At 66.2% G+C, this 19,022-nt stretch carries 19 protein-coding genes; 7 read left to right on the plus strand and 12 right to left on the minus strand.

Annotation, left to right across the window (positions count from 1 at the left end):
- Nucleotides 1-462: 462 nt before the first annotated feature.
- Both PST29_RS12515 and PST29_RS12520 read right to left on the minus strand, forming a co-directional pair.
- A complete protein-coding gene (locus PST29_RS12515) occupies nt 463-792 on the minus strand; it encodes a DUF2834 domain-containing protein (protein ID WP_060843248.1) in 330 nt (109 codons plus the stop codon).
- Between the two features lie 14 nt (nt 793-806).
- Nucleotides 807-1,208 carry a DUF6713 family protein gene (locus PST29_RS12520; RefSeq protein WP_060843249.1) on the minus strand — a complete coding sequence of 134 codons (402 nt, stop codon included), beginning with the start codon at nt 1,206-1,208 and terminating at the stop codon, nt 807-809.
- Between the two features lie 144 nt (nt 1,209-1,352).
- Between PST29_RS12520 and PST29_RS12525 the strand changes: the two genes are divergently transcribed.
- Both PST29_RS12525 and PST29_RS12530 read left to right on the plus strand, forming a co-directional pair.
- Nucleotides 1,353-1,805 carry a GNAT family N-acetyltransferase gene (locus PST29_RS12525; RefSeq protein WP_060843250.1) on the plus strand — a complete coding sequence of 151 codons (453 nt, stop codon included), beginning with the start codon at nt 1,353-1,355 and terminating at the stop codon, nt 1,803-1,805.
- A 26-nt stretch (nt 1,806-1,831) separates the two neighbouring features.
- The gene (locus tag PST29_RS12530) at nt 1,832-2,653 is read left to right on the plus strand and encodes a helix-turn-helix domain-containing protein (RefSeq protein WP_060843251.1); all 822 of its coding nucleotides are present in this window, start codon (nt 1,832-1,834) and stop codon (nt 2,651-2,653) included.
- Between the two features lie 138 nt (nt 2,654-2,791).
- On the opposite strand, the gene PST29_RS12535 is transcribed toward PST29_RS12530, so the two are convergent.
- Nucleotides 2,792-3,166: a DUF2784 domain-containing protein gene (locus PST29_RS12535; protein ID WP_060838765.1), complete on the minus strand. Its 375-nt coding sequence runs from the start codon at nt 3,164-3,166 to the stop codon at nt 2,792-2,794.
- Nucleotides 3,167-3,383: 217 nt separating this feature from the next.
- On the opposite strand from PST29_RS12535, the gene PST29_RS12540 reads away from it, so the two are divergent.
- Nucleotides 3,384-4,412 carry a hypothetical protein gene (locus tag PST29_RS12540; RefSeq protein WP_232513231.1) on the plus strand — a complete coding sequence of 343 codons (1,029 nt, stop codon included), beginning with the start codon at nt 3,384-3,386 and terminating at the stop codon, nt 4,410-4,412.
- A 15-nt stretch (nt 4,413-4,427) separates the two neighbouring features.
- On the opposite strand, the gene PST29_RS12545 is transcribed toward PST29_RS12540, so the two are convergent.
- From PST29_RS12545 to PST29_RS12555, 3 genes are all read right to left on the minus strand, one after another.
- Nucleotides 4,428-6,191: an FAD-dependent oxidoreductase gene (locus tag PST29_RS12545; protein ID WP_060843253.1), complete on the minus strand. Its 1,764-nt coding sequence runs from the start codon at nt 6,189-6,191 to the stop codon at nt 4,428-4,430.
- A 243-nt stretch (nt 6,192-6,434) separates the two neighbouring features.
- Nucleotides 6,435-7,808 carry a nucleotide 5'-monophosphate nucleosidase PpnN gene (gene ppnN, locus PST29_RS12550; protein WP_060838768.1) on the minus strand — a complete coding sequence of 458 codons (1,374 nt, stop codon included), beginning with the start codon at nt 7,806-7,808 and terminating at the stop codon, nt 6,435-6,437.
- Nucleotides 7,809-8,021: 213 nt separating this feature from the next.
- A complete protein-coding gene (locus PST29_RS12555; protein ID WP_060843254.1) occupies nt 8,022-8,771 on the minus strand; it encodes an SIR2 family NAD-dependent protein deacylase in 750 nt (249 codons plus the stop codon).
- Nucleotides 8,772-8,952: 181 nt separating this feature from the next.
- Here PST29_RS12555 and PST29_RS12560 point away from each other — a divergent pair, with 181 nt between their 5' ends.
- The gene (locus tag PST29_RS12560) at nt 8,953-9,357 is read left to right on the plus strand and encodes a response regulator (RefSeq protein WP_060843255.1); all 405 of its coding nucleotides are present in this window, start codon (nt 8,953-8,955) and stop codon (nt 9,355-9,357) included.
- A 33-nt stretch (nt 9,358-9,390) separates the two neighbouring features.
- Here PST29_RS12560 and PST29_RS12565 read toward each other — a convergent pair whose 3' ends face one another.
- Nucleotides 9,391-10,260, minus strand: coding sequence for an isocitrate lyase/PEP mutase family protein (locus PST29_RS12565; protein WP_060838771.1), 870 nt, complete (start codon nt 10,258-10,260; stop codon nt 9,391-9,393).
- A 437-nt stretch (nt 10,261-10,697) separates the two neighbouring features.
- Here PST29_RS12565 and PST29_RS12570 point away from each other — a divergent pair, with 437 nt between their 5' ends.
- Nucleotides 10,698-11,825, plus strand: coding sequence for a saccharopine dehydrogenase family protein (locus PST29_RS12570; protein ID WP_060843256.1), 1,128 nt, complete (start codon nt 10,698-10,700; stop codon nt 11,823-11,825).
- Between the two features lie 7 nt (nt 11,826-11,832).
- Here the strand turns inward: PST29_RS12570 and PST29_RS12575 are convergent, their stop codons facing one another.
- The 3 genes from PST29_RS12575 to PST29_RS12585 form a co-directional block, all read right to left on the minus strand.
- Nucleotides 11,833-13,158, minus strand: a complete 1,326-nt coding sequence (locus PST29_RS12575) for a hypothetical protein (protein WP_060843257.1) — start codon at nt 13,156-13,158, stop codon at nt 11,833-11,835.
- Between the two features lie 140 nt (nt 13,159-13,298).
- Nucleotides 13,299-14,246, minus strand: a complete 948-nt coding sequence (locus PST29_RS12580) for a sensor domain-containing diguanylate cyclase (protein WP_060838774.1) — start codon at nt 14,244-14,246, stop codon at nt 13,299-13,301.
- A 3-nt stretch (nt 14,247-14,249) separates the two neighbouring features.
- On the minus strand, nt 14,250-15,239 hold the full coding sequence (locus PST29_RS12585; protein WP_060838775.1) for a response regulator: 990 nt from the start codon (nt 15,237-15,239) through the stop codon (nt 14,250-14,252).
- Nucleotides 15,240-15,754: 515 nt separating this feature from the next.
- On the opposite strand from PST29_RS12585, the gene PST29_RS12590 reads away from it, so the two are divergent.
- Nucleotides 15,755-16,291 (plus strand): DUF4174 domain-containing protein, encoded by a 537-nt coding sequence (locus tag PST29_RS12590; RefSeq protein WP_060843258.1) that lies wholly within the window; start codon nt 15,755-15,757, stop codon nt 16,289-16,291.
- Between the two features lie 42 nt (nt 16,292-16,333).
- On the opposite strand, the gene PST29_RS12595 is transcribed toward PST29_RS12590, so the two are convergent.
- A complete protein-coding gene (locus PST29_RS12595; RefSeq protein ID WP_060843259.1) occupies nt 16,334-17,509 on the minus strand; it encodes an aspartate aminotransferase family protein in 1,176 nt (391 codons plus the stop codon).
- Nucleotides 17,510-17,611: 102 nt separating this feature from the next.
- On the opposite strand from PST29_RS12595, the gene PST29_RS12600 reads away from it, so the two are divergent.
- Nucleotides 17,612-18,559 carry a LysR family transcriptional regulator gene (locus tag PST29_RS12600; protein ID WP_060838779.1) on the plus strand — a complete coding sequence of 316 codons (948 nt, stop codon included), beginning with the start codon at nt 17,612-17,614 and terminating at the stop codon, nt 18,557-18,559.
- Here the strand turns inward: PST29_RS12600 and PST29_RS12605 are convergent.
- Nucleotides 18,511-19,017, minus strand: coding sequence for an NUDIX hydrolase (locus PST29_RS12605; protein WP_060843260.1), 507 nt, complete (start codon nt 19,015-19,017; stop codon nt 18,511-18,513). The genes PST29_RS12600 and PST29_RS12605 overlap by 49 nt on opposite strands.
- Nucleotides 19,018-19,022 lie beyond the last annotated feature (5 nt).

Consider the following 19,022-nt stretch of genomic DNA (forward strand, 5'->3'; position numbering starts at 1 on the left):
TTTTAATGTTGCTTAGTTGAGGGTTTAGTGCGGGTGATGTTCAAGTAGTGCAAAAAATAAAGGGCCCGATACTGTATCTTTGAGCGGACTTGATTCATGACTTGCATCAATGCTTAGTCAACCGAGTGGTTGACCTGGACGACGCTTGGCGAGCAAGTCGCCACACTTCGAACGGCCTCCTGGTCTGAGGGCAACGGCTCTGAACGCCCTGGATCTCAGGCCTGGCCGTGCCGGGGTTCGGCAACCGCTCTTGCAGTGCATGGCCGCGCTGGAGCGATCGGAGCCTGGGGCGGCCGCGGCTGTCCTCTCGAGGGCTGTCCATGAATCATGGGCCATCCTCGCGCCGCCGATGGGGGGGGCCGTCCAATCCCGCCGGCACGGGCCAGGCGCTGGGTCGGTTCGGAGGGCCCACAGGATCATTCCTCACCCGGCCTGGATACCGATCCGCGGGTGGCCGGGGCTTCAGCGTCTCCGGCCCGGCAGCGCTGAAGGGCGACGCCAACCCTGGACCACGAGGTACAGCAGCGGTCCGATGGAAACGAACACGGCGGTCAGCAGCAGATAGGGCAGCACCGAGCGGACGGAGCGGCCGCGGCGGCGGGCGTCGTTGAGCATCCAGACCGAGGCCAGCAGCGCCATCAGGTACAGGTCGATCACCACTTGCGCGGTGTCGGGCCGCGACAGCAGTTGCACACCGAACTGCAGCAGCGACTGCTCGGCCTGGAGCAGGGTGAACAGGGTGTAGCCGCTGAAGGCCAGCAGGGCCAGGAGTGCCGGGTAGGGGCGGCGCATGCTGAAGTCCTCGATCAGTCCGTGAGCGGGAGGGCGGCCTGGCGGTCGCGCCGGCCCAGGTCGACCAGCAGGTAGAGCAGCCCGGCGCCAGCGCAAGCGAAGATCAACGCCTGGGACAGCGGCGAGTCGAACCGATACAGCGGATGCTCGCGCAGGTTGAAGTGCAGCCCGGCGTGGACCACGGCGAATCCGGCCAGCAGTCGCCGGCTGCTGCGGCGCACGGCGGGACGCGAATGCCCGGTGAGCCCGATCAGCGCAACCACCAGGGGGACGTGCAGGGCGATGAACAACGCCTGCCCCAGCGCCGGATCGAGGTGGCGCAAGCCATACAGCAGGCGCCACTCGGACTGGGCCACGGCATCCAGCTCATGCCCGGCGAACAGGGCCAGACAGAGCGTCCAGAGGGTGTTTTTCACGGTGAAACTCCTTGAACGGCGACAGGCCAACAGGCTAAGTGGCAGGCCCGTCGTCACTCAATGACCTCACAGGTCATAGACAGCAGGGCGGCCGATCCTGTCAGATGCGCCCGTATGACGATCACCTTCAAGGAGCGAGCAGTGATGAGCGAACAGCCCCCCGACCCGACTGCACAGCGGATGATCCGCAAGGCCCGGCCCGAGGATGTGCCGGCCATGCTCGGCTTCGATACCTATGCCAGTGCCCATCCCGAGCGGGGCCGGGCGCTGCAGTGGGCCGTCGAGCAGGGCCAGTGCTGGGTCGAGGTGCAGGGCGCCCGGGTGCTGGGCTATGTGCTGCTGAGCCATGATTTTTTCGACCACGGTTTCGTCTCGCTGGTGGTGGTGGCCGCCGATCAGCAGCGCCAGGGCGTGGCCCTGCGGTTGCTGGCGGCGGCGCAGCAGGCCTGCCTGAGCGACAAACTGTTCATCTCCACCAACCGCTCCAACCGCGCGGCTCAGGCACTGATTGCCAAGGCCGGTTTCCAGCCCAGCGGGGTGGTGGAGAACCTCGATCCGGGGGATCCCGAGCTGATCTATTTCAAGTCGCTGCGCTGACCGCCCCGTACAGGATGACCCGAAGCATGTTCGAAACCCTTGCACCTGCCGCCGTCGACTCGCTGTCCGTGGGCCAGTGGTTGCGCCAGTTGCGTCAGCAGGCGCGCTTGAGCCAGCTGGAGCTGGCCTTGCAGGCCGGTATGTCGCAGCGCCACCTGAGCTGCGTCGAGACCGGGCGCGCGCAACCCAGCGCGCAGCTGCTGCACAGCCTGCTGAGCACCCTGGACACCCCGTTGCAGACCCGCAACCGGGTGTTGCTCGCCGCCGGCTACGCACCACGCTACGCCGCCCTGGCGTTGGACGATCCAGGGCTGGAACCGGTGCGCATGGCCCTGATGCACCTGCTCAAGGCCAACAACCCGGCGCCGGCCATTGTCATCGACAGTCTCTGGCAGGTGCGGGCGGCGAACCACGCCACCACGGCCCTGTTTCAGCTGTTGGGGTTGCCGTTGCAGGCGCTCGAGGAGGGTTTCAATCTGTTGACGACCCTGTTGGCGCCCGGCGGATTCGGCGACTGCCTGATCAACGCCGAGGAGATCCGCCAGGTGGCCTGGCAACGGGCCGCGCGGGAGGCCGCGGGGGAGCCGGGGCTCGCGACCTTGCTGGCGAGTCTGCCGTGTCCGGGGGCATCGCCCCCCGCTTCGCAACTGGCCGCGCCGTTGCTGCTGACCCGGGTCCGCGGGCCCCAGGGCGAGCTGCGTTTTCTCTCCACCTTCACCACCTTCGGCATGCCTCAGGACATCACCGTGGCTTCATTGCGCATCGAGCACCTGATCCCCGCCGACGACAGCACCTGGCAGGTCCTGACCCGGGCTTGCGCATGCCTGGCCGAGCTTGAGCCGGGCTAGGTCGCCAGGGGCCGTGCCCGTTGCGTCAAACAACAGCAGCCGGTGCTGCGCCGCCATTGGGCGGATCAGCTCGCGGGCGGCCCAGGGGCGCAAACGGGCCGCGGCACTTGCGCCTTGCCGCAGGCCGGCAGCGCCGGTTCAGGCGTGGCGGCTGCGAGCCCAGCGCCGGCTCAGATAGACATAGACCGAAAGGTTGACCAGCAGCACCAGGCTGCCCAGCCACAGCTGGATGCCGGGGGTCAGGCCGGCGGGGTAGATCAGCGGTATCAGGTAGTGCTCGATGAACCCGGCGCCGTAGCCGTCCTGGCCGGCGGCATGGCGCAGCAGGTTTTCCCAGCGGGTCAGCGGGCATTCCAGGTGCAGCACTTCCACCGCCACGCCCCAGGCCGCGGCCGGCAGGTGCAGCAGCATCAGCCGCGGATAACGCAGCACCAGCAGGCCGCCCAGGAGTACGAAGACGATAAATGACAGGTGAAACAGCACCAGGCTGTCGGCGGCGATGCGGTAGAGCATGAGGGTTCCTTGGCGAGGGGCGGGTCCGTGGCGCGAGCGCCGGGGGGCAATATACCGGGGGAGAGCGGGGGCTGGCAGTGTTTCTTCACAGGGCAGGAAAAAGCCCGGTGCGAGGTGAGGGGCATGGCTTGCGGCCACTGTCGCGAGGCTACCTATACTGCGGGAACGCCATGGCGCTCTGTGGAGGCTGGCGCGGCTAATGCGGGAGGAACTTGCCTTGCGGCGATCGATGCTCTGCTGGCGCCACTGGCTGCTGGCGCTGTTGCTGGCGCTCGCCGGCTGCGCCCAGCGCCCGCCCGCGCCTGCGGTGCCGACCGCGGTCAGCCCGGCCACTTGGCGTTCGGTCAACAGCGAGCTGCTTGAGGCTTCCCGTAGCGCCACCGCCCAGGCCGAAGTCTACGCCCAGGGCTCCATGGAGCACTGGCGCACCCGGGTCTACCAGCAGACCGACGAACAGTTCATTCCCTGGTTCAGCGGGTACTGGACCCAGGAATGGCTGTCGCTGAAGGTGGGCTGGTATTCACTGAACAATCGGGGCGATACCGGGCAAGCCTCCAGGCGCCTGGCCGCCTACCTGCAGGAGCAGTACCAGGAGCGGGTGCTGGCACCAGTGGCGCTGGAGATCGATGCCGACGAGATCGCCGGCGAGGCCATGGAGTTCTATGTGCAGTTGCTGCGCCAGCAACTGGCGCAGATCGGCCACCGCTACCAGCTGCCGGCGCCGCAGCTGGACCAGCACCTGGGGCAGGTCCTGGCCATCGACCTGGGGCCGGCCGCCGAACAGCGCGCCTCCTTGACCCAGCTGCTGCGGGTCGAGCCCATCGCCCGCTTGCCCGCCTACGGACCGCTGTTGCAGCAGCTTCGCGGAGCAGCGGCGGTCGAGCGCGACTCGCCGGCCCCCGGGGTGGCCCAGGTGGCACAGGTGACCAGCGACAAACTCCAGGCCCAGTTCGCCACCCGCGGGGTCGCCGGTGCGGTGGCGGCGGCGGTGGGGCGGGTGGCCGGTGCGTTGATCTCGGTGGGGGTGGCCGGAGTCCGGGCTCTGGTCCAGGACCATGACCGGGAAGGCTTGCAGGCCCAGACCCGGCGGGACCTGGGGGCGGCCTTCGACCAGGCCTGGTCCCGGCAACTGCATGACCCCGAGCATGGGGTCATGGCTGGCGTGTATTACCTCGGCCGGCAGATCGAAAGCCAGTTGCAGGTCCCCGTGGCGAGTGAGGACCCGGCTGGCGGCCGCTTGCCCTGAGCGCGCCGTGGTGGCTCAGCGCGGACTGGCCACGGCGACCGGAGGCAGTGCCGCTTCATAGGTATCGACCCCGGCCGCATGGCGCCCGGCGATGTAGCCGAAGGTCATGGCCGGGCCCAGGTTGATGCCGCCGGAGGGATAGAACCCGCCCATCACGCTGGCCATGTCGGTGCCCGCCGCATACAGCCCGGGGATCGCCGCGCCGGCCTGATCCAGCACCTGGGCCTGGGCATTGGTCTTGAGCCCGGCAAAGGTGCCGAAGCTGCCGGGCAGCACCTTCACCGCGTAGAACGGCCCCTGTTCGATGGGCGCCACGCAAGGGTTGGGGCCGGGGTACAGGGCGTCGCCCTGCTTGCGGTTGTAGGGCGTCGAGCCGCGGCCGAACTCGGGGTCCTGGCCGTGGCGGGCGTGCTGGTTGAAGTGCTGCACCGTGGCCTCCAGCGCTTGTGGGTCGATGCCGCATTGGCCGGCCAGGGCCGCGATGGAGTCGGCCCGCCGCAGGTAGCCGCTGCGCACCAGTGGGCCAACGGGGAGCGGGAAGGGGCGGGCATAACCCAGGCCGTAGCGGCGCTGGAAGCGATGGTCGCAGATCAGCCAGGAGGCCACTTCCTCGCCGGCCGGCACCTTCTCGACCATGGCGGCGGTGTAGTCGTAGTAACCGTCGGCCTCGTTGACGAAGCGCTTGCCGTTGGCCAGCACGCCGATCAATCCGGGCTTGGCTCGGTCGATGATGTGGGGAAAGTGTCCGACGCTGCCGTCGGCATGGCGCACCCGCGATACCGGGGCCCAGGCCACTGGGCTGGCGAGATCCGTGGCCAGCACCGCGCCGGCGGCTTCACCGAGGCGGATGCCATCCCCGGAACAGCTCAACGGGGGCAGCGCCAGATGCTGATCGGCGCCTGGTGCCCGGGGAAACAGCGCCTGGCGCCGGGCCGGGTCATTGGCAAACCCGCCGGCGGCCAGCACCACGCCACGCCGGGCGCGGATTTCCCGCCGGCCTTGGGGCGTGTCCACCAGGGCGCCGTGCACCCCGTGTCGATCCTGCAGGAGCGAGCGGGCCGGCGCGGATTCTATGAGGGTGACCCCCAATTGCTCGGCGGACTTGGCCAGCCGGCCGATCAGCGCCACGCCGTTCACCAGGTGCATGGCCCGGCCGTGCAGCGCCAGGTCCCGCAGGTGACGGCTGAAACGCTTGGCGACATGCAGCAGCGACTTGAACGAACGGGTCATGCTGAGAAAGGCCCCGAGATCGGCACCGGCCATGATCGGCATGCCCATGAACGAGGTTTCCCGCAGGGTCTTGCGCAGGCGTTTCAGCAAGGGGCCGATGGCCCGCGCGTCATAGGGCGCGGCAATCACCTGGTGGCCCTCGATCCCGGCGCCGGGCACCTGGCCGTGGATGTCGGGGATGCCATTGCCATCGAGGAATTGCAGGGCCGTGTGCTGCTCGAAGAAGGCCACCATCTGCGGCCCGTTATCCAGCAAGGCATCGATGCGCGCGGCGTCATAGCGTTCGCCCAGCTCATGCCTGAGGTAGGTGCGCGGTTGCTGCGGGTCTTCATCAATGCCGGCGCGGCGGGCCAGGGGGTTGCCGGGCACCCACATCCAGCCACCGGACCAGGCACTGGCACCGCCGAAAGTGGAATCCTTTTCCACCACTATCACTTGCAGGCCGTGCCAGGCGGCGGTCACCGCGCAGGCCAGACCGGCGGCGCCGGAGCCTATTATCAGCAGGTCACAGTCCAGGGGTGGAAGGAGGGCAGCAGGGGCTTCACTCAAGATGACAGGCCTTTTTTAGCAGAAATTGTAAAAAGTGGAATGCTGTTCCGTTTTGTTGAAAAACTATTCCATAGCGCCAGGGAGGCTGTCAAACCGGCGCGTTGTTTTCGGCCAACGGTGTTGCGGGCAGGGAGGCCGCGCGGTACGGCCATGGCTGAGGGCACGGGCTCCAGCGGGGCAAAAAAACGCCGCGCTCCCGGGAAAGGAGCGCGGCGTCGTGGGGCCGTCAAAGGCGTCGCCGGATCAGCTCACCACGCGGTAGCACGGCACATAGGCGGCGCCGCCGGGCAGCTTCATGCGGTGCTGCTCGACGAAGGCTTTGAGCAGTTGGTCCAGGGGCTGCATGATCGCCGGGTCACCGTGGATGCTGTACGGGCCTTTCTGTTCGATCAGGCGGATGCCCTGGTCCTTGACGTTGCCGGCGACGATGCCGGAGAACGCGCGGCGCAGGTTGGCCGCCAGTTCGTGGGGTGGCAGGGCGTGGTTCAGTTGCAGGTTGGCCATGTTCTCGTGGGTCGGATCGAAGGGGCGCTGGAAGCCCTCGTCGATTTTCAGCAGCCAGTTGAAATGGAAGGCGTCGTTGCGTTCGCGGCGGAACTGCTTGACGGTCTTGAGCCCCTCGGTCATCTGCCGGGCGACCTCCGCCGGGTTGTCGATGATGATCTGGTAGTGCTGCTGCGCCGCTTCGCCCAGGGTGGCCAGGACAAAGGCGTTGAGCTGTTCCAGATACGGCGCGGCGCTGCGCGGGCCGGTGAGGATCACCGGGAACGGCAGGTCGCGGTTGTCCGGGTGCATCAGGATGCCCAGCAGGTAGAGGAACTCCTCGGCGGTGCCGGCACCCCCCGGGAAGATGATGATGCCGTGGCCGACGCGGACGAAGGCCTCCAGGCGCTTCTCGATGTCCGGCAGAATCACCAGCTCGTTGACGATCGGGTTGGGGGCCTCGGCGGCGATGATCCCCGGTTCGGTCAGGCCCAGGTAGCGGCTGCCGCTCATGCGCTGCTTGGCATGGGCGATGGTGGCGCCTTTCATCGGGCCTTTCATCACGCCCGGGCCGCAGCCGGTGCAGATGTCCAGTTTGCGCAGGCCCAGCTCATGGCCGACCTTCTTGGTGTACTTGTATTCCTCGGTGTTGATCGAGTGACCGCCCCAGCACACCACCATTTTCGGCTCGACGCCGGGGCGCAGGGTGCGGGCGTTGCGCAGCAGGTGGAAGACATAGTCGGTGATGCCCTGGGAGCTCTCCAGGTCGATGCGCTGGCTGTCCAGTTCGTTCTCGGTGTAGACGATGTCGCGCAGGGCGCTGAAGAGCATTTCCCGGGTGCTGGCGATCATCTCGCCGTCGACGAAGGCATCGGCCGGAGCATTGAGCAGTTCCAGGCGCACACCGCGGTCCTGCTGGTGAATGCGCACTTCGAAGTCGTGGTAGGCGTCGAGGATGGTCTTGGCGTTGTCGACGTGGGCGCCGGTATTGAGAATGGCCAGGGCGCACTGGCGGAACAGGGTGTAGATGCTGCCGGAGCCGGCGGCGCTGAGTTGTTGCACTTCACGTTGCGAGAGGGTCTCCAGGCTGCCTTTCGGGCTTACCGAAGCATTGATCACGTGTCTTTGCGGCATTAATCCATTTCCTGAAATCGGCGCCACCGCGCCAGGTGCGGTCAGTGGCGAAAAAACGGCGGGGCAGTGAACGAGCCACCGGTACGGGGCTTGGTTTCCAGCGGCAGGGCAAGAAAGCAAACGTCGTTGCGAGGTTGGTCGCTGCTTGAATCTACCTCATGCCGGGCCGTTTTGGCGGGAAAAATGACGATCCGCCCGACCACGCCCGATGAATCAGGTGAAGGCCCGCTGCACGAGTTGCGGCAGAAGCTGGCCGGCCGGGCCCGTCAGGCTGTACTCCTGGGGCGCGTGGCACTCCTGGGGCTGGGGATTGATGTGCACCACCCTGGCCCCCTGTTGCAGGGCCAGTTGGGGGATCTGCGCCGCCGGCTGCACCAGCCCCGAGGTCCCCACCGACAACAGCAGATCGCAGTCCCCGGCGGCCTTGAATGCGGCCTTGAGCACGGCGGGCGGCAGCGCTTCGCCGAACCACACCACGCCAGGGCGGATCTTGCCGTTGCAGCCGCTGCAGCGCGGTGGCTCCAGGCGGCTGCCGTGTTCCGCGAGCACCGGTGCGGCCGGTTCGCCGCGCCACGGGCGCTGGCAGGCAAAGCAGATCGGCGTGTGCAGGCTGCCATGCAGGTGCAGCACCGAAGGGCTGCCGGCACGCTCGTGCAGGTCGTCGACGTTCTGGGTGATCAGGGTCAGGCGCGGCACCCGTCGCGCCAGTTCGGCTATGGCCAGGTGCGCCGGGTTGGGCTGGGCTTCGAGCACTTTCAGGCGCCGCCCTTCATACCAGCCCCAGACCAGCGCCGGGTCGGCACGGAAGGCCTGTGGCGTGGCCAGCTGTGCCGGGTCGAACTGCTCCCAGAGGCCGCTCAGGGCGTCGCGAAAGGTCGGGATGCCACTTTCCGCCGAGACTCCGGCGCCGGTGAACACCACCAGATGCCGGGCCCGGGCCAGGTATTGGGGATCGAACTCCATGGGTGACCGCTCTTTGTGGTTGCGTTGTTATCGGGCCTGCATTATCGCGGCCCCGCTCGGACCTGTCCGAAAAAATCACGGCGCACGCATCAGGAGTGAATTTATCCTCGCACCGCCGCTCATAACTCTTGTCAGCGGTCCTGTCCGCGCAATTCTCAACCTTCCAGGGAGTGCCAGCCCCATGTGCCCAGCCTCGTCCGTCAGCCCCGACGCCACCTCTCGCTTGATCCTGGTGGTGGAGGACGAACCGACGGTGCTGGAGTTCCTGTGCGAGATTCTGCAGGACGAGGGATTTGCCACCCAGGCCATGGACAGCGCCGATCGAGCCTGGGACTTTCTGCAGGCGCATGCCGCGCACGTGACCCTGTTGCTGACCGATATCAGCATGCCCGGCACGCTCAATGGCGCCAGCCTGAGCAACCTGTGCGCTGAACGCTGGCCGTCGCTGCCGATCGTGGTGATGTCGGGTTTCGAGACCCCCGAGAGCTCCGGGGTGCGCTATCCGGTGACCTTCATCCGCAAGCCCTGGACCATCGGGCAGATCCTCGACTGCGTGGAAGGCGCGTTGAAATCGGCCCAGGGTTGAGGCGTTTCGCCTCACCCCGGCCAATCGCCGGTGTTACTCCTTGACGCTCATGAACTCCTTGGCCCAGACGATGTAGTCCTCGGGCTGGGTGTAGGTATGGGCCAGCTCGGTGGCACTCAGGTCCGAGGCCTGGGTGAAGATCTGCCGCTGCTCGCGCAGGCAGTCGTAGGTGGCCTTGATCGCGGCGAAGTAAGCGGCATGGCCGTCCACCGCGATTTTCACCCCCAGCTCGGCCAGGCGTGCATCGTCGCGCAGTGCCGGGTTGCCGTAGGTCACCAGCATCAGCGGTACGCTCAGGTGCTCGGAGATCTGTTCCAGTTGCTCGAAATCGCGGATGCCGACCATGCAGATGGCGTCGGCGCCCGCGCGCTGGTACTGCTGGGTACGGCTGATGATTTCCTGCACCGGGAGGATGCCGGCGTTGGTCCGGGCGATGATCGCCAGCTCGGTGTCGACCCGGGCTTCCAGGGCGGCGCGGATCTTGCCGACGCCTTCGGCCACGGAAATCAGGTCGGTGGATTTGCGCCCGAACTGCGCCGGCAGCAAGGTGTCTTCGATGGTCAGCGCGGCGATGCCGGCCCGTTCCAGTTCCACCACGGTGCGCATCACGTTCAGCGCGTTGCCGTAGCCGTGGTCGGCGTCGGCGATCACCGGCAGCTGGGCCACGCGGCCGATGCGGGTGGCCTGCTCGGCGAATTCGCTGAGGGTGATCAGGGCGAAGTCGGGGGCTGCCAGAACCTGCAGCGAGGCCACGGAGCCTCCGAGGATGCCCACTTCAAAACCCAGGTCGGCGGCGATACGGGCGGACATCGGGTCAAACACGGAAGCGGTGTGGTAGCAGGACGAGGAGGCGATCAGTTCACGGAAACCGCGGCGCAAATCTTGATGGGAAAGCCTGGACATAACAGCTCCGAGATAGGATCGAGAGATCGACCTTGAGGTCGAGTCAAATTTTGCAATCAGTTCCCTTGGCGAGCCGGGGAAAGAGCGGCTCGCAGCGAAACGTTAGTTGGGCAGATGAAGATGAAACAAGGTGGGTAGCAAGGCGTCTTTATCCCGCTCGGTTGCGCGAACCGGCAGGTTTGTTATGCGAGGCCGACATAGCAGGACGAGGCTATCACGCTGCAAGGCCGTAGTTGATGAGGAATTTGCATAGCATTATGCCGGACCGGCATTGGCAATTTTTTTCCAACTGAATATTACGGATGCCTGCCGAGGGGGCTTCAGGCGCGGATTGGCGTTGTTCGGGTACTTGTCGAGCGCTGGCAAATCAACCAAGCTGCCGCGCCTCGAATGGCAGCTTGGCAGCTGCGCAATGGCTTGGTTCAAGGATGCAGGTAATGACGCTCAGGGTGTTGGTGGTCGGTGGTTATGGCAATTTCGGCAGCATCGTCTGCCGCTATCTGATCCGTACGCCCGGGGTGCATCTGCTGATTTCCGGGCGCGACCCACGCAAGCTCGCGGCCAAGGTTCAGGCGCTGCAAGCCGAGGGTGGACAGCCCTGTGAAGGTTGGTGCGGCGATGCCATGGGCCCGCAGTGGGCGCCGGCGCTCAAGGCCCTGGACGTGCATTGGGTGATCCACACCGGAGGGCCGTTCCAGGGCCAGTCCTACGCGGTGGCCCAGGGCTGCATCGAGGCCGGGGTCAACTACTGCGACCTGGCCGACTGCCGCCAGTTCGTGCGCGGCATCGGCGCCCTCGACGCCCAGGCGCGGGCCGCCGGGGTGACGGTGCTCAGCGGTTGCAGCTCGGTGCCGACCCTGTCGGCGGCGATCATCGATGAGCATCGCGGGCATTTTTCCCGCATCGAGCGCATCGAGCACGGCATTTCCTCCTCGGCGAAAATGCCCGGCCTGTCCACCATCCAGGGCGTGCTGGCCTATGCCGGTCGGCCGATCCTGCAACTCAAGGATGGCCGGCCGCACCCGGTGATCGGCTGGCAGGGCCTGACCCTGCGCAAGTTGCCGGGGCTGGGCAGGCGCCTGGTGGCCAATGTCGATGTGCCGGACCTGGACCTGTTCGCCGAGCGTTACGGCGCCCACACCCTGAGCTTCAAGGCCGGTGCCGGGCTGAAGATCGCCGGGCTGGCCAACGCCTTGCTGGCTCAGGCCGTGAAGCTCGGGCTGGTGCGCGACCCCGCGCCCTGGGCGGCGCGCCTGCATCGCTGCGGCACCTGGTTCGAAGGTTTTGGCGACGGCCTCAGCGCCCTGTATGTCGACGTCCATGGCCTGGGGCAGGATGGCCAGCCCCTGACGATGAACGCCCAGCTGACCGCGACCCACGACCACGGCCCGGAGATCCCCAGCTGCGCGGCAGTGGCGGTGGTGCACAAGCTGCTGGCCGGCCATGTACCGGCAGCGGGCGCCCGGTCCAGTGCCGGCGAGGTCAGCGTGGAGGAGTACCTGCGGGCGATCGACGACGCGGATCATCTGCAGATGCAGGTGAGTTTCTCGCGCCCGCCGGTTTAACGCCGCCTTACCACAGCAGGGGCTTGGCGAAGTCCTTCCAGAACAGCCAGCGCCGCAGTTCATGGTGTTCGCCGGTGCCGATCTGCCAGTCCGGGCGCCCGCCCTCCAGGGCGATCTTGACGATGATTCCGGCATAGGTCGCGGCCACCAGGGTCTTGCCATCGGGGCTGATGTCCATGGCGGTGAGGGTCGAGCCGATGTAGTGCTGCCAGCGCTGCTCGCCGGTTTCACTGAAAGCCCGCAGGTAGCCGTAGGCGTCGCCGATGATGAACTCGTCGCCCCGTGAAGCTGCGGCGTATACCCGGGCGCCTTCCTCCAGCACTGGGGTGCGCGGGTCGTCGCTGTAGAAGTCGGTGCTCAGCCCCGGCAGGTCGGCCACGGCCACCCCGAGGCTGGCGCCGCCATAGAAGTGGCAGGCGTTGAGCAGCAGGCGATCGCCGCGTGAGTTGAAGTGCGCGAAGTGCGGGTACTCGCTGGCGGGGCCGATCTGCGCGACCCGTTGCAACTGGGCATCGAACACCAGGTGCATGCCGCATTGTTCGCCCACGGCGATCCATTGGCCGTCGGGCGACACCGCGCCATGTTCCATGCACAGGCCAATGCTCAGGTCCTCGGAGGCGACGCCTTCGGCCAGGTCCTGCTGGATATCCTCAAGGCTGCGCAGCAGGCGGGTGGCGCCCTCGGCAGCCAGAACGAAGATACCGTCGGCGCTCACCAGCAGCACCCGGCGCCCGTCGGGGAAGGGAATCAGGCTGGAGGGAGCGGGGCGTCCGGTGTCTTCAAGCTCCACGCCCGCAGGCAGGTTCGCGTGGGGATCGGGCCAGGGGAAGCTCGCCACCTGCGGGCCATTCCAGCCATCGGTGAGCTGGATGCCGTCAGCCCGGCCCCAGGCGAAATAACGCCGTTGCGGGCACATGCCGAAGCATTCCACCTGCTCCAGGGGCTCGATCCGTGCATCGTCGATATGCACCACAAAGCCGGCCTCGTAGGGCGCACCGATGCGGGCCAGCAGGCTGCCGTCCGGCAACAGGGCCAGGGTCGGGATCATCCGCCCCTGGCTTTCCAGGCGCGGCGTCAGTGGGAAGTGTGCCGGCGGCCAGTCCTGGCGGAAGGCCTGGCGCGCGGCCTCATCATGGGGGCGCTGATTGCTCGCTTCCAGGGCCGCTTGCCAGTCCTGCAACAGGTGCTCGGTATCGGGCATGTTCGGCTCCTTCAAGCCCTTCCAGCCCTCGCGGGTGCCGGTTTCGACATAGTGGTTGATGTCGCGGGCATAGCTCAGCACGGCTTTCTGCCATTGCTCTTGCGGGGAGAGGTTCGAATTCGACTGGGACATGCGCACGGGACTCCTTGTGGCGCTGGAAAAGGCGTAGCAGACCGGGGGATTGACCGGAAAAGCGCGCAGTTTATCCCTTGGTGGCGGTTTTTTTTCAAGGGGCCTGAGTGCCCCTGTTCAAGGCGCCCGAGTGCCGCTGTTCAAGGTGCGTAGGTGCTGACCCGATTGCGCCCGGCGTGCTTGGAGGCGTACAGCGCCTGGTCTGCCCATTCGATCAGGCAGCGGTGATCGCGGGCCGGTCGGTCGAGGCAGGCGATGCCCAGGCTGATGGTGAAGGCGATGGCTTGGCCGTTGTGGATCACCTCCTGCTGCTCCACCGACTGGCGCAGGCGCTCCGCCAGGGTCTGGGCCCCGGTCAGGTCGGTGTGGGGCAGGAGGATGGCGAACTCTTCGCCGCCGTAACGCCCGGCCACATCGCTGTCGCGCACGTGCGCGTGGATCAGTTGCGAGACACGCTGGATCACCGCGTCCCCGGCCTGGTGCCCATGGCGATCGTTGATCGACTTGAAGTGATCGATGTCCAGCATCAGCAGGGCAATGGCGCTGCCGTGGCGGCTGTACTCGAACGCCAGGCGCTGTTCCCAGTGACCGCGGTTGAACAGCTGGGTCAGGTGATCGATGCGCGACAGGTGCTGCAACTGCCGGTTGGCCTGCTGCAGCGCCAGGCTGTTGATCGCCACGTCGGTGACGTCGTAGATCACCAGGCAGACGTGGTGGATCTCGCTGTTGGACGAACGCAGCGGCAGCAGGGTGGTGTTCTGGTACATGAACTCACCCTGGCCGGTGATCGGTTGGTAGTTCTTGAAGTGCACCAGGTACGGCCGTTGTTTCCAGATGGTGAAGGCCGGGGTGCCCAGGGCCACCACGCGACTCAGCTTGCGGCGGAACCAGGGCCGTTCGACCTCGGGGAACAGCGCGAAGAACGACTGGTCGATGGCCTGTTTGGAGGGCACGCCGGAACGGTTCTCCATAAAGCTGTTCCACACCTGGACCTGGCATTGGAGGTCGAGCACCACGATCCCCACGTCAATGCTCTGGACCACCGCCAGCAACCAGTGCAGCTCACTGAAATCCATTCGTTTGGGCATGGCTCAACTCATCAGGTAGGCGAGTTTCTGTTCCAGCAGGGGCATGGAGTCCTCGGTGAACAGCAGCAACAGGTCGAAGTGGATGTTCTGTTCCTCCAGGCTGTAGCTGATTTCCACCGCCTGGGTCTTTTTCCAGCGCTGCTGATTGAGCACGATCAATTCGTCGATGGTGGTGTGTTCCCCCAGCACCTGGGGGTGGCCCACGGAAAAGAACACGTCCAGCTGTTCGGCGATGCTGCTCAGGCACGCGCCGATCAACACGCTGGAGAGGTCGATCAGCACTTCCATTTCCTGGTAGGGATCGGTGCCTTGTTCCATCAGCTGGGCGATGTCCGCCACTTCCGAGTCGTAGAACATCAGCAAGGCTTCGCCGGCGATGCCGCTGCCGATGTAGCCCTGGCAGATGGCGGTCAATTGCCGGGCACGATTGGCGTCCGCCAGGAGCATCTGCAGCTCCCCGGCTTCCAGCACGTTGACGTGGGGAATCGGCAGGTGCACGAACACATCCAGCACCTTGGCGATCAGCGCCGCGGCGTAGCCCATGGAGACGTTGACGGTTTCCCGGAAGGCGTCGCGAAAGGTCACCACAGGAGCCGGCGAGGGTGCTATCGGATGCTTGAGAGGCGGACTGTCCAGCAGTTGCAGTTGCTTGAGCAGGGCGCGCAACTGCTGGGGATCGAAGGGTTTCTTGAGAAAGGCCAGGGCGCCCAGCTCGCGGGTGCGGCGCACCGCTTCTTCCTGGACATCGCCGGAGATGACGATGATCTGCGCGTCGATGCCTTCTTCCTGCACGGCGCTCAGGACCTGATAACCGTCCATGACCGGCATGGTCAGGTCCAGCAGTGCCACCTTGCCCAAGCCCCGGCGCAGCGCCTCCAGGCCCTCGCGACCGTTGCAGGCCTGGGTCACGGAAACCTGCCACTCGCTGGGCAGGGTCCGCAGCACCTGGTTTCGGGCCATGCTCGAGTCATCGCAGACGAGGAGGGGAATCATCGGGGTCGGACACTCATTCGAAAAAATCCGTGGCGGGATAGTGTTCGGGAATGTGGTGAGTTGTCGCTTTAACCAGTGTGTCGCAGGGCTGTCCGTGCGGCGCCGCACTATAGTTCGCCGAGCGTCGGCAGAACAAGTGGCGGCTAATTGAGTTGTTTGTTCCAGGTCATTGTTCGGTGGATTCAAGCATCATGTGGCAGCCAGGCCTGGGCGCTCGCCATAGGGGGCTGGGCATGTAGGGGGCTGGATCCGCGCCTTGCTCCAAGGCGCTCGACGTTTGCCCGCGCCATTGCGCGGGCAGCCCGGTCGCGGCCCTGTATATGCAACAAAACCTTACGCGCCAGGCCGTCCGGTTCGACGTCAAAAACGCCGCAGCCCGGATTCTGCGCCGTCTGGCGGCGATGGCGGCGCACGCCTGGGCCGCGGCGCAGAAAAATGTCAGATTTTGAGTCCCGGCCTGGACCTTTTCCCGCAATGCGCAATCATTACTGCGTGGAAAACATAAGGAGAGACGCATGTTCATTCGGTCATTGACCCTCGCTACTCTGCTCGCTGTCGCCGGCCCTGTCCTGGCTGCCGACAACGATGGCCCACTGACTCAGGACCTGGGCAAATCACGGCCATTGATCGTGATCGCCCCCAGCACCGTCGACCCGACCCTGGTCAGCCTGAAAAAGTCCCTGGAAGAGCCGGCAACCCGTCAAGCCTTTAACGAACGCAACATGGTCCTGTACACCGTGATCAACACCATCGGCCAGCGCGATGGCAAGGACATCGACCCGCAATCCACCATGGCCCTGATCCGCAGCCTCAAGCTCGGAGCCGGGGCGCAGACCAAGGTGATCCTGGTGGGCAAGGACGGCGAGAAGAAGCTGGAGCACTCCGGGGCGATTGAACTCAAGGAGGTCTTCACGGCCGTCGATCAGTTGCCCGCTGCGGAGAAACAGGCCGCTGCACCGGCCCCGGCTCCCGAGCCCGAAGCCAAGCCGACCAACGCCAAAGCCGGTAAAGCGGCCAAGCCCGGCGCCGCTCCCAAGGCCCTGGACGATTGATCCGGGGCACCGGGGCGGGCCCGGGCCGCGCTCCGGTGTCGTTCAAGCAGCGTTGAGGAGCTGCCGCAGGCCCTGAACGATCTGCTCCACTTCAGCTTCATCGATCACCAGCGGCGGCAGCAGGCGAATGGTCTTGCCGCGGGTGACATTGATCAGCAAAGCGTGATCCCTCGCGGCGATCTGCACCAGGTCCCGCGGCGTGTTGCGCAACTCGATGCCAACCATCAGGCCCTGCCCGCGAATCTCCAGGACCTGGGCATGGCCCTGCAACTCCTCCCGCAGGCGCCGCAACAGCAGCGCACCCTGGCGCTCGGCATTGGCCAGCAGATTTTGCTCCTCGATGACCTCCAGTACGGTGCACGCCGCCCGACAGGCCAGGGGGTTGCCGCCAAAGGTGCTGCCGTGGCTGCCGGGGGTGAAGAGTTGCGCGGCCTTGCCCCGGGCCAGGCAGGCGCCGATGGGAATGCCGTTGCCCAGGCCCTTGGCCAGGGTCATCACATCCGGCACCACGCCTTCGTGCTGACAGGCGAACCAGCGTCCGGTTCGGCCGACACCGCTCTGGATCTCGTCCAGCATCAGCAGCCAGTTGCGCCGGGTGCACAGCTCGCGCAGGGCCTTGAGGTAGCCGGCGGGCGCCAGCCGGATGCCGCTCTCGCCCTGGATCGGCTCCAGCAACACTGCGCAGATGCGTGGGCCGTGCTCGGCAACGACGGCCTGCAGCGCCTTGAGGTCAGCGAAGGGCACCCGGAGAAAATCCCCTGGCAACTGGCCGTAGTTCAGGCGCACGGCGGGCCCGTCGCTGGCCGCCAGGGTACCCAGGGTGCGGCCATGGAAGGCGTCCTCCATGACCACCACCAGGGGCTGTTCGATGCCCCTGTGCCAGCCGTGCAGCCGCGCCAGCTTGAGCGCGGTTTCGTTGGCTTCGGCGCCCGAGTTGTTGAAAAAGGCCCGGTCCATCCCGGCCAGCGCGGTCAGTCGGGTGGCCAGCTGTTGCTGCCAGTGGATGTCGTACAGGTTGGAACTGTGCAGCAACAGGCCGGCCTGTTCGCTGATGGCTTTGACCAGTTTGGGGTGTGCGTGGCCGATGGCCGTTACCGCGACCCCGGCGATGGCGTCCAGGTACTCGCGACCGGCCTGGTCCCAAAGTCGACTGCCCAAACCCTTGCAGAAGCTCAGGGCCAGGGGCTGGTAGGTGCTCATCAGGCAGGCGGCGGTCATGGCGGGCGACTCCATCTTGTTGGGGTGTGCGGCCAGTATCGTTAGTCACTCAGGCTGGATAAACTCGGCAATTCTTTAATCATCTTGAAGTCAGGGTTGATAATGGATCTGTTCCAGGCGATGTCGGTGTACGTCAAGGTGGTGGAGGCGGGGAACATGACCGCTGCGGCCCGTGAGTGCGGTTTGTCCACCACCATGGTCGGCAATCATCTGCGGGCTTTGGAGCAGCGCCTTGGGGTGCGCCTGCTCAACCGCACCACGCGACGCCAGCGCCTGACCGAGTTCGGCACTGATTACTACCAGCGCTGTCTGGCGGTGCTGGGGTTGGTGGCGGACTCCGAGCGCCTGGCGGAGCAGGCCCAGGGCGAGCCTTCCGGGACCTTGCGCATCACCGCGCCGCTGACCTTTGGCACCGAGCGCCTGGCGCCGGCCTTGAGCGAGTTCCAGCAGCGCTGCCCGCAGGTCAAGGTGGAACTGACCCTGGCCAACCAGCGCTTCGATCTGAGTGATGGCGCTTTTGACGTGGCCGTGCGCCTGGGCAACCTGGACACCTCGGCGCTGATCGCCCGGCGGCTGCAGGATTACACCCTGACCATCTGCGCCGCGCCGGAGTACCTGGAGCGCTGCGGCACCCCGCAAGTCCCGGAAGACCTGCAGCATCACAACTGCCTGGCGTTCGCCTACCCGGCCGGTGACGAGTGGAGTTCCACCGCCACCCGCTGGCCCTTGCGCGGGCCCGAGGGCGATGTGCTGATTCCGGTGTCCGGCTCGTTGCTGACCAATACCTCGTCCGGCCTGCACCGCGCGGCCCGGGGCGGCCTGGGGCTGGTGATGATGCCCGACGCGCTGGTGGAGGAGGACCTGCAGCAGGGCCGGCTGGTGCCGGTGCTGCAGGACTATCAGTTGCCGTTTCGGACCATGCACCTGCTGTATGCCCAGGACCGCTACCGCCTGCCCAAGCTGCGCAGCTTCGTCGATTTCGCCCTGGAAAAATGGGGGCGTCAGGCCGATTCGGCGGCCAGCAGCATCATCGCTGCGGACAAGGTATGAGCGTCGGTGATCCGGCCGGCGGCGATCATGGCCAGCAGCTCCTGGCGGCTGACCCACAGCACATGGTCCACCTCGCCGTCGGTGGCGGCGCTCTGCTGCTCGGTGACCTGTACCTGACACACCGCCACCGCGCTGGCGATCAGTGAGGTATTGCTGTGCAGCAAGCCCAGCTGGCGCACGGACGAAGCCTGCCGGCCGGTTTCTTCCAGCAGCTCCCGGACCGCGGCGTCACAGGCGCTTTCCCCGGCATCGATGGCGCCCCGGGGAAACTCGATGGACTGGCCGCCAATGGCCCGGCGCTTGAGCTCGACCAGCATCAGCCGGCCATCGGCCAGGGTCGGCACGGCCACCACGCCGTTGACCGCCTGGGCTTCCTTGATGATGAAGTAGCCGTTTTCGCGGACCACCTTGAAGTAGGGGGTTTGCAGCAGGCATTGGTTGTCGGGGGTGGAACTCATGGGCG

Origin of the sequence: Pseudomonas sp. St29 (assembly GCF_001547915.1) — a bacterium.
Taxonomy (GTDB): domain Bacteria; phylum Pseudomonadota; class Gammaproteobacteria; order Pseudomonadales; family Pseudomonadaceae; genus Aquipseudomonas.